11 protein-coding genes and 3 pseudogenes are annotated in these 8,208 nt (G+C 56.9%); all 14 read right to left on the bottom strand.

What is annotated here, in order from left to right:
* Window positions 1–75: 75 nt before the first annotated feature.
* Window positions 76–225 carry a hypothetical protein gene (locus tag MMB74_RS27145; protein WP_277431693.1) on the bottom strand — a complete coding sequence of 50 codons (150 nt, stop codon included), beginning with the start codon at window positions 223–225 and terminating at the stop codon, window positions 76–78.
* A gap of 124 nt (window positions 226–349) precedes the next feature.
* Window positions 350–613 carry a PAAR domain-containing protein gene (locus MMB74_RS27140; protein WP_277431692.1) on the bottom strand — a complete coding sequence of 88 codons (264 nt, stop codon included), beginning with the start codon at window positions 611–613 and terminating at the stop codon, window positions 350–352.
* Window positions 614–870: 257 nt separating this feature from the next.
* Window positions 871–1,248, bottom strand: a pseudogene (locus tag MMB74_RS27135) (lysozyme inhibitor LprI family protein).
* A gap of 52 nt (window positions 1,249–1,300) precedes the next feature.
* On the bottom strand, window positions 1,301–2,074 hold the full coding sequence (locus tag MMB74_RS27130; RefSeq protein WP_277431691.1) for an N-acetylmuramoyl-L-alanine amidase: 774 nt from the start codon (window positions 2,072–2,074) through the stop codon (window positions 1,301–1,303).
* 99 nt (window positions 2,075–2,173) lie between these two features.
* Window positions 2,174–2,281: pseudogene (locus MMB74_RS27125) on the bottom strand (RHS repeat-associated core domain-containing protein); the annotation flags it as partial.
* A 62-nt stretch (window positions 2,282–2,343) separates the two neighbouring features.
* Window positions 2,344–2,823: an SMI1/KNR4 family protein gene (locus MMB74_RS27120; RefSeq protein WP_277431690.1), complete on the bottom strand. Its 480-nt coding sequence runs from the start codon at window positions 2,821–2,823 to the stop codon at window positions 2,344–2,346.
* Between the two features lie 16 nt (window positions 2,824–2,839).
* Window positions 2,840–3,373, bottom strand: coding sequence for an HNH/ENDO VII family nuclease (locus MMB74_RS27460; protein WP_346780728.1), 534 nt, complete (start codon window positions 3,371–3,373; stop codon window positions 2,840–2,842).
* A gap of 146 nt (window positions 3,374–3,519) precedes the next feature.
* Window positions 3,520–3,891 (bottom strand): hypothetical protein, encoded by a 372-nt coding sequence (locus MMB74_RS27110; protein WP_277431689.1) that lies wholly within the window; start codon window positions 3,889–3,891, stop codon window positions 3,520–3,522.
* Window positions 3,888–4,502, bottom strand: a pseudogene (locus MMB74_RS27105) (RHS repeat-associated core domain-containing protein); the annotation flags it as partial. The pseudogene MMB74_RS27105 and the gene MMB74_RS27110, both read right to left, overlap by 4 nt.
* Window positions 4,503–4,608: 106 nt before the next feature.
* Window positions 4,609–4,998 (bottom strand): SMI1/KNR4 family protein, encoded by a 390-nt coding sequence (locus MMB74_RS27100; RefSeq protein ID WP_277431688.1) that lies wholly within the window; start codon window positions 4,996–4,998, stop codon window positions 4,609–4,611.
* Entirely contained in the window at window positions 4,995–5,807 is an 813-nt protein-coding gene (locus MMB74_RS27095; RefSeq protein WP_277431687.1) for an RHS repeat-associated core domain-containing protein, read from the bottom strand. Before MMB74_RS27095 ends, MMB74_RS27100 begins: the two co-directional genes overlap by 4 nt.
* Before the next feature lie 54 nt (window positions 5,808–5,861).
* Window positions 5,862–6,215, bottom strand: a complete 354-nt coding sequence (locus tag MMB74_RS27090) for a hypothetical protein (protein WP_277431686.1) — start codon at window positions 6,213–6,215, stop codon at window positions 5,862–5,864.
* Between the two features lie 186 nt (window positions 6,216–6,401).
* Window positions 6,402–6,836 carry a hypothetical protein gene (locus MMB74_RS27085; protein WP_277431685.1) on the bottom strand — a complete coding sequence of 145 codons (435 nt, stop codon included), beginning with the start codon at window positions 6,834–6,836 and terminating at the stop codon, window positions 6,402–6,404.
* A partial coding sequence (locus MMB74_RS27080; RefSeq protein ID WP_277431684.1) for an RHS repeat-associated core domain-containing protein occupies window positions 6,836–8,208 on the bottom strand: 1,373 nt, incomplete at its 5' end. The genes MMB74_RS27085 and MMB74_RS27080, both read right to left, overlap by 1 nt.

The raw sequence follows: 8,208 nt of genomic DNA, 5'->3' as shown, positions 1-8,208 counted from the left end.
AGACAGCTACCGACTTAAACAGCAACGAAAAGCCGGCCACGTTCCGGCATCGAAGAACTAGCGACTGGCTCACTTTTACTTTGCGCGCTCACGCGCGAAGTGGCTCAGATTTCGAATGCGCTTGACAACGCCCCTATACCGCAGCTCGCCGGCCGTGTCGGCGACCGCCACGGCAATCGTTTCCTGATGTACATCCAGGCCCACGTACTTGCTAAACTTGTTCATGACCTGTCCCCTCAATGCGGCTCTGAGCCGCGGTGTAACCTACCTCAAGCTCAATCCGCGTACCTTTAGGCGCGGCAGGTCCATACATGATGTCTAGTAGAGCGCGTGATCGATTGAACGGACTTTAGTTGCCGCCAAAACCTTGCGCCGTCGATTGAAGCACGGCGCCGCAGCTCGTCTTGTGCCCATCGAATGCTACGGCTCGCCCGTCGACGACGAACTCCGAATCCCCTTCGACGATGGTGCAGTTTTGATGACCGTCCATCGGACACGTGCAGGTATCCCCTACGCATGCGACGGGGATGCCGTCGACCTCGAAATTCGATGCACCGGTCATTACCTTGCCGCCGTGGCTAGTCGGGTCGCCGACGCGAATCACGTTTTTCATAAAAAGGCCCTCTCGGAAATGTTGTGATCGGGATTATACGAAGATAGGTTATCGCAAATTGGGCCGGCTCATCGATCGATCGCTCGGCTGTGAAGAGCCTGCGAATCGCTTCGACGTCGGCTCCGGGGGGGGGATAAGCGACCCTGCTCAGATCGGGTCGGCCGTCGATTGACAACGAAGGATACGCCATCGTCGCCGCGCCGGGTTCGGCGTGGAGTGTCCGCGCGTTACTGCGCTCGGTGAGGGCGACGCCGTTGTTACTGGCCGAGCTTGTCGTTGGCGCAGCCTGTGCTGTTGCACTCGCGCTCGCGTTCTTGGAGGAATGCGAGGCGTTGCTGCGTCATGTTCACGGCGCAATCCAGATTGACGAAATAGCCGCTTTCCTTTTCTTCGCTGCATTGTTGGTCGCGTTGCTTGAGCCACTGCAACTGTCCGTTCTTTAACGACGTTTATTGCGCTGGATTCAAGTGGGTGCGCAAGCGCGAGTATTGCTGATTCAAGTCGCGATCGGCCTGCGAGAACACCGTGCTCGCGCAATAGACCTGATCGAATGCGTTACGGGGCTTGCCGCAACCGGCGGCATGCGCCGCCAGCGGGAGGAGTGCAGCGGCTACTACAACGGCGAATTTCTTCATGATTTTTCCTTTTTATTGATACACGAAAACAAAAAAGCAACCGTTTATTGCTTCACGGACGACAATCCATGACGCCTTTGGAAATTGCGTTGGCCAGCTTGTCGATCGTGGCTGGCTGTGCCAAGCGCCGCTCCTCGTCGGGATTGACGATGACCCCGGCTTCTACCAGCACCGCCGGCATGCGAGCCGTTTTGAGCACGACCAAATCGTCGAATTTGTGAATACCGAGGCGCCGATCGATCAGCGGGCGGTTTTCCCCTTTGACTGGCGTTGCGTGGTAAAGCGACGGCGATTCTCCGGCAGCCTGCAAGCGCTCGCCTATCGCCTTCGCGCAGGCAAGACTTCGCTGGTAGTGGGGATTCAGTTCGGAGACGAAGATCGCGTAGCCTTTGAGCTCTTTGTTGCGTCCCGAGTCGATCCAGGCTTGCTGCATCGAATCGTGGTGAATGGAGATAAAGAAGTCCGCTTTCGGCGCGGTGTTTGGACGATCGGCCAAGGCGATGTCGAAGCCATCCGCGCCGGAGCGGGTTACACGATCGCCAGCCGCTTTGAGATCGTTAGCAACGGCTTTGCTGAGGTCGAGGTTATACAGGTGCTCGACGCGGCCGCTCGCGCCCGTCGCGCCGGGGTGGGCTGGCGTATGCCCCGCGTCGACGATGATCCACGCTGCATGGCACGTCGTCACGACGCAGGACAAACCAAAAGCGAGCGCAGCGAGGCGCAAAACGAGAGTTCTCGACATTGTATGAATTGAGCGCGGATTTAAAAACGGTGGTTGTGATCGGCGCGAACTGAGATATAAAACTACGCTTGCTTTCTCGATCAATACTAAGTAGGCGCATCTTTACTTCTCGACATGCGCAGCAGAGACCGCCTTGTGACGAAGCGATATTCTAATGGATACGCGGGGCTGCAGCGAGCGCGCTTACTTCGGGTCTTGGCTTATGAATCGACCAGCCTGCGGATCGTAGAACCGATGCCGGTTGTAGCTGAGTCCAGTTTCGTCATCATGCTGCTGCCCCTGAAACCGAACCGCGTCCCCGGCGTGGTGTCTGGAACGCGGTTATCCGGCTGACGTGCTGGTCGAGTTCAGATTCATTCGTCGTCTTCATCGATCATCTGTTGAGTCTGATCGATGTACTTGCGAAGCAGTTCGCAAAAGCTTGGCTCCACCACCTTAGGTGCATGCGCGGCGAAGTCGTATCCGCCGTACGCATACACTGCGAATGGGCTAACCGTAGACAGAGCGTAAGTGATTCCGTCTCCACTTGCGGAAATCACAACAAATTCAGCGGGCAGTCCATGCTTCCGCTCCGATTGGGTCACCCAGACACAGCTCGGAACGTTGGATTCAAGGGATGGCTCGTGACCGAGAACGCCATAGACTTCGAATCCGTAAAAATCAGCTGCACCAAAATCCCGGATAAAGCTCCTGTATTCCGTGGGGAAGATGACCCCCAACGCGTCCTCGGCGCTCCTAACATCGGCGTCGGCACGCGAGCCGTAGATGCGGCAGTCATCCGCGTGTTCTGCAACGATCGTTCGTAGTTCGTCGCGAAGGGTTTCATAGCACATGTCGGCATCCTCATGCTCAACAACCATTGTCGGTGGATTCTAGGCCGGTTGCTCGATCCTTCCAATACTTTCGCTTCCACGAGTTGAACTCGGGCCTGTCGATTCCCGACGGTATCGAGTTCGGGTTGATGTGCAGGGTCGAGTAGTTCTGCTTGTGGAAGCTGCTTGTAACCTCTGCAATCGGTCCGTCATGCGATTGAAGCATGTGGTGGAGTTCGACAGAGTTTCCATCCGTCCCGATCGGAGCGACGCCTCGTCTCATCCGCTGCAGGTTCGTCTCTCCGTTGAATTCTGCGTTCGGATCAAAGATATCGTCCCGTTGGTAGACCTTATTGCCTCGGAAATTCGTCACCTTCCGCCAAAAGCAACGACTCAATCCTGTGGCGTCGGCCCACAGCGTTGGATTGGGCGCGTATTGATACAGATTGAAACCGCCAGCAAGACGTATCGGGTCGTGACTAATGAAACGGCCCGTCGTAGTGTCATAGTACCGATGCCGGTTGTAGTGAAGGCCGGACTCTTCGTCGAACTGCTGCCCCTGAAACCGTATCCGTTGCTACCCCATCGCGGTCGTACGTCGCGGATGTACGGCTCGTGCGCAAGTGAATCCAGCGTTGGCGCTCACTGCTCCAGCTATGAAAGCGCCGCCCGCCGAAGAAAATCACTGGCTACGTTTTTTGTCGCCGAGGCAACTCTTTACGAACCGATGTACTTGTATTTCAGCTCCAGGTTATCGCTTGCCCCCCTCAATTCGACGTGCAAAATGGGCTCCGCGGCCTTCCCGTCCACCCAAAGTACGCACTCCGCCCCCCACGATTGACCGTCGTCCATTTCGAACAGATCAATGTATGGCCGCGTCCCTCTCTTGCCGGAAAAGGCCACTTCGATCGGCGCAAGGCTGATGTCGGGCTTCCTGCCGAAGTAATCATCGAGGGACTCGCATATCTCGTCGAGAATCGGCTCGGTGACCCCGAACCTCGACTCCAGCGTCCTTTTGTCCATTGCGTTGAGCGCGTTAAGGAATTCGGCGATCGCCTTATACGCTGGATCATTTAGTGATGTGTTCATCTCAGCCTCATACGTTTCGATGGCGTGATCGTGCCAGAACCGGCATTTGCACCGATGCTAGAGAAATAGCCTCGTGCGCGCAGGACAGCACACTTGGCCGCCTTGGAACTAAGTCCGGCAGCCTTCAATGAGTTGAAGGCTACTACGGTTTCGCTACCTAATGTGCCGGCGGGAGACGCGTTGTCCTGCGTCCGATTCGCACGGTAGTGAGGCGTTCCGCGAGTAGTGCCGTCGGCATTCCGGCCCTGTAGGCTAATCGCCGGGGCGTCGTTGTAGTTGTAGTTCGGTAGACCGTTGACCGCAGCGTCTTGGTAAATGTGGTGAGAATCTTGCAGCCCTCCGATCTTCCTTAGATCGCCGTGCCTGCCGGTCACCACCCCTTCGTCGGCGAGGACTTTTTCGCAGTCGTCGGTGCAAGGACACTTCGCGAGCCCGAGCGGATCGATCCATTGTGTAGGGTTGGGCGCGTACTGATACAGATTGAAGCCGCCAGCAAGACGTATCGGGTCGTGACTAACGAAACGGCCCGTCGTAGTGTCATAGTACCGATGCCGGTTGTAATGCAGCCCCGTCTCAGGATCAAGCTGCTGCCCCTGGAATCGCACTGCACTTCCAGAGCAACCGCGGCTGGACTGCTCTGGAGACCGCGATCGCCGCCGGCAGACACGAACCCGACACGGTGCGCATTCGATGTCAAAGACATACCGTAGCTGACTTCTATACGCTCAATCCCAAGTCCACCCAATCCTGGAGCGTCGACGCGATTGTCACGAACTCTGACGGGTCAAGATCCCCAAGCCCAGAGCCATAAATCCTCCCTGCGTCATCCTTCAAATCAATCAGGAATCCACGACCGCCGCTGTCATCTCCGACCAGCAGAAAACCAGGGCAGTACTCAAGAACCTCATACGTGGTATTTCGCTCTACCAGATCGTCTACCGAGTAGATCGAAACTCCGTTGTCGAGCAACGCGCCATTCGAATACCTCATCAGCTCGCGATAGGCTGTTGGTAGCGTAACGCCGAGGGCCGCTTCGATCGAATTGAGTTCAGCATCGGCTGCACCCGGCTTGAATCCAGAAAGATTTGATATTCCGGTGAAGTTCATTTTCTAAATGCTCCAAGGCAATCAAAGTACTTGTAGCTCTTTCTCATCGCGCGCCGCGCGACGTCTTGTGGTACGCCAGCGTTGATCATTTGCCGATATCCGATGTTGAACTCGTCAGTAATAGACGTAGATCCCCATTTGCCCCCGGGCTGCGTTGCCAGATTTCGACGAAGCGCACGTTGCGCTGCTGATATTTGGGCGTGGGAATCCCCACTTGCGGACGGCAGCAACACTGCCGGCGCGGCGTTCCTATCGTACCCGGCAACGTTATTCTCCGCCCATTCGTTTTGTACCGAATGGTGCGACTGAATAAAGCCATCATTTCGGATGTTGCGGTTTCCTGGCGCCCGGTTTGCGTTGGGACTCAGCTCCCCATGACGGCCGGTATCGTGTTTGCAAGCTCCGCCAGGCAGGACGGCGAGGCCTAGCGGATCCGCCCACATCAAGGGATCATCGGCATATTGGTAGAAGTTCATCCCGCCAACGAACTTGATCGGATCCGAGCTAATGAAACGGCCCGTCGTAGTGTCATAGTACCGATGCCGGTTGTAGTGCAGCCCCGTCTCAGGATCAAGCTGCTGCCCCTGAAACCGGCTGCACGTCCCGTTTGCGCCCGATTCCGACCATGCCCGACCACGCGTCTTACAAAGCATCGTCATCAAGCTGCCCCGACATCGCAAGCTCAATTGCTCCGGTAAACGTTGCAGAAAGCTGCTTGATTTCTGCCGGGTCCAGATCGCCAAGAATTGACGCTCGCGAAGGCTGGCGATTTTTACGCCTTCGACGCCGCGATACAAGCCCTGGGCCACCGGGCTTGATAGCCGCTTCAATGGCAGAGGGCCGCGCTAGCGGCCCTCTGTCCGTTAACTAAGATCCAAGAAGCTATCGTGCTGCGCGTAGTAGTTGAGGCAACGAATCACGTCATCTGTCGATGCGGTCAGCCTTTGCTTATAGGCGACATCGACAACATCTTCGAAGTGTTCCTGCATATAGCCACGCTCCAGTCCCAGCGCAATTACTGACTCTGGAAACACCTCGTTGTCGTCATCATCGAACGCAGGAACATCGCCGACGTACACGTCCATGCCGGACACCAAATCATCGGTGCCCTTCGGGACGTAAATCATATAGATCGCATCTCGTCCCTTCTTTTCTTTAACCAGTCGAACCAGTTCCTCGATCTTGTAGAACCTATTCGTCACGAAGTCGCTGTTCATAATGGGCATCCTGTAGCTGCGTCTAGCTTCCCTTTTCGACCGGGGGCTACTCGGCCACCTCGGCTTTATGCCGGGCGAGCACGTCCATTTCTCCGTCGACTACATCAAACGGCACATTGTCATCCGGCAAGCTTTCGACTGATCGCCGCCTCAATGACAGAGGGCCGCGCAAGCGGCCCTCTGTCATTACGGTGCTACATCGAAGTACCAAACTAAGAAGTCATTGAAGGTCGCCCAGCGCGCTGGCACATTCCCTTCCAAGAAGTCATCCAGCACCCCAATGTCGAGGTCATAGACGGCCCCGTCGTCCTTGCAATACAGATACATCCCCTCGCTCTCGTCGGAGGTAAGCGCAAGGTATTGCTGGGGAACATGGAATCGATCTCGGACATAGTCTGTCTGATCGGGTATCGCTGGTATCGCCGGTCCTTCGATATCAAGAAGCTCAGCTACAGGGCGTGGGCTTATAAAGCTCCCTTGATATTTCAGATAGAACTCGCCAAATTCGGAACCCGGGTCTACCCCCAAACTGCGGAGCACTTGCTCTGCCGATTTCGGATCAGTTCGCTTCACGTCGCCGGTAGCCGTAGCCAGATGCGATTCAACTTTCGACGGAATCATTACTTACACCCTCCATTCCTAGACTGATTGGCAGCAGCAGCGCGGTCTTTCCAATATTGATTTCTGTCCACGTCGAACGCGCTTCGGTCCACAGGGAAATCGGGATTCTTTTGGCTCCCGAACGGATGCAGCGCTTCCCGGCCGGCGCCGCTTGCCGCTCTATGCGTGCTGGTCGTTACCTCAAATAGCGGACCTGTCGATTGCTGCCGCGAATGGTGCAACTGAATTTGTTGCGGCACGCCATCCTTCATCATGAACGGCGCACCACCTTCCATCGCACGCTGCAAATTCGTCTTCCCCCGGTGCTCCATATCCCAGTCGATGTCTTGTTGGAAAACGGTGTATGAAAGACCTGTTCCACGCTTACACGGCCCCCATGTTCCCTTCTTGAATCGGCTCAACCCCAGCGGATCAATCCACTGAATCGGGTTGGGCGCGTACTGGTGCAAATTGATCCCACCCGCCAAACCGATGGGGTCCATCGAGATGAAGCGGCCGGATGCCGCATCATAGTACCGATGCCGGTTGTAGTGCAGCCCCGTCTCGGGATCGAACTGCTGCCCCTGAAACCGAATCGAATTCCCCGGCGTCACGCCCGCCGCCTTCGACACCCGTGCAATAACCTCCTGCGTCTCCCCCCAAGCCTTGTACGTCGCCTCCCACACCACATCGCCCGCTTCATCCGTCATCATATACGGCGTGCCGATGTGATCGCACTGGTAGTAAAACACCTGCGCCTGCGCCGCCGGTTGCGCCACGCGCTGCAGCGGGTCTTCCTCCGGCAGATAACGATCCGTCGACTTCCACACGGGCGTCTCGATCCCCCGCACCGGCGCCTGCGACACGAACTGCGCCAGCGGCACGAACGAACCCGCCTCGTACACGTAATGCCTGCTGCCTTGCTCGCCACTCTCGTATGCAAGCGTATCGCCGTCCCACCCGAACAGCGTTCTCTCCCCGTTCACGCTCTTGGCAATGCGCCTGCCCAGCGCATCGTAGAAGTAGCTCGCCGCCACGCGCCGCTCGCCTTCCTTCACCATCGCCGTCATCAAGCGATTGAACGCATCCCACTCGTACCGCTGCTCGCCCTTGGGCGTGCGCTTGGCAATCAAATTGCCCCGCTCGTCGTACTCGAAGTGCATCCCCGCATAGTGCTTGAGCAAATTGCCGAGGATCTTAGGCACCTCCCGCGGCAGCGTGCTCTCCTCTCGCGGCTTATACACTGCAGGCGTCATATGCGGGCGACCCTTCGCTCCCGCATCGCTCGCTGCATCCACGATATTGCTCGCCGGATCGAACGCGAACCGCTCCCGGCTCCAGGGACTGGCCGCCTCGATCAGCCTGCCCACCGGGTCATACCGGTAGTCGATAT

The sequence above is a fragment of the Trinickia sp. Y13 genome, assembly GCF_029522115.1.
Lineage (GTDB): Bacteria > Pseudomonadota > Gammaproteobacteria > Burkholderiales > Burkholderiaceae > Trinickia.
This window is presented reverse-complemented; position numbering and strand designations above follow the sequence as displayed.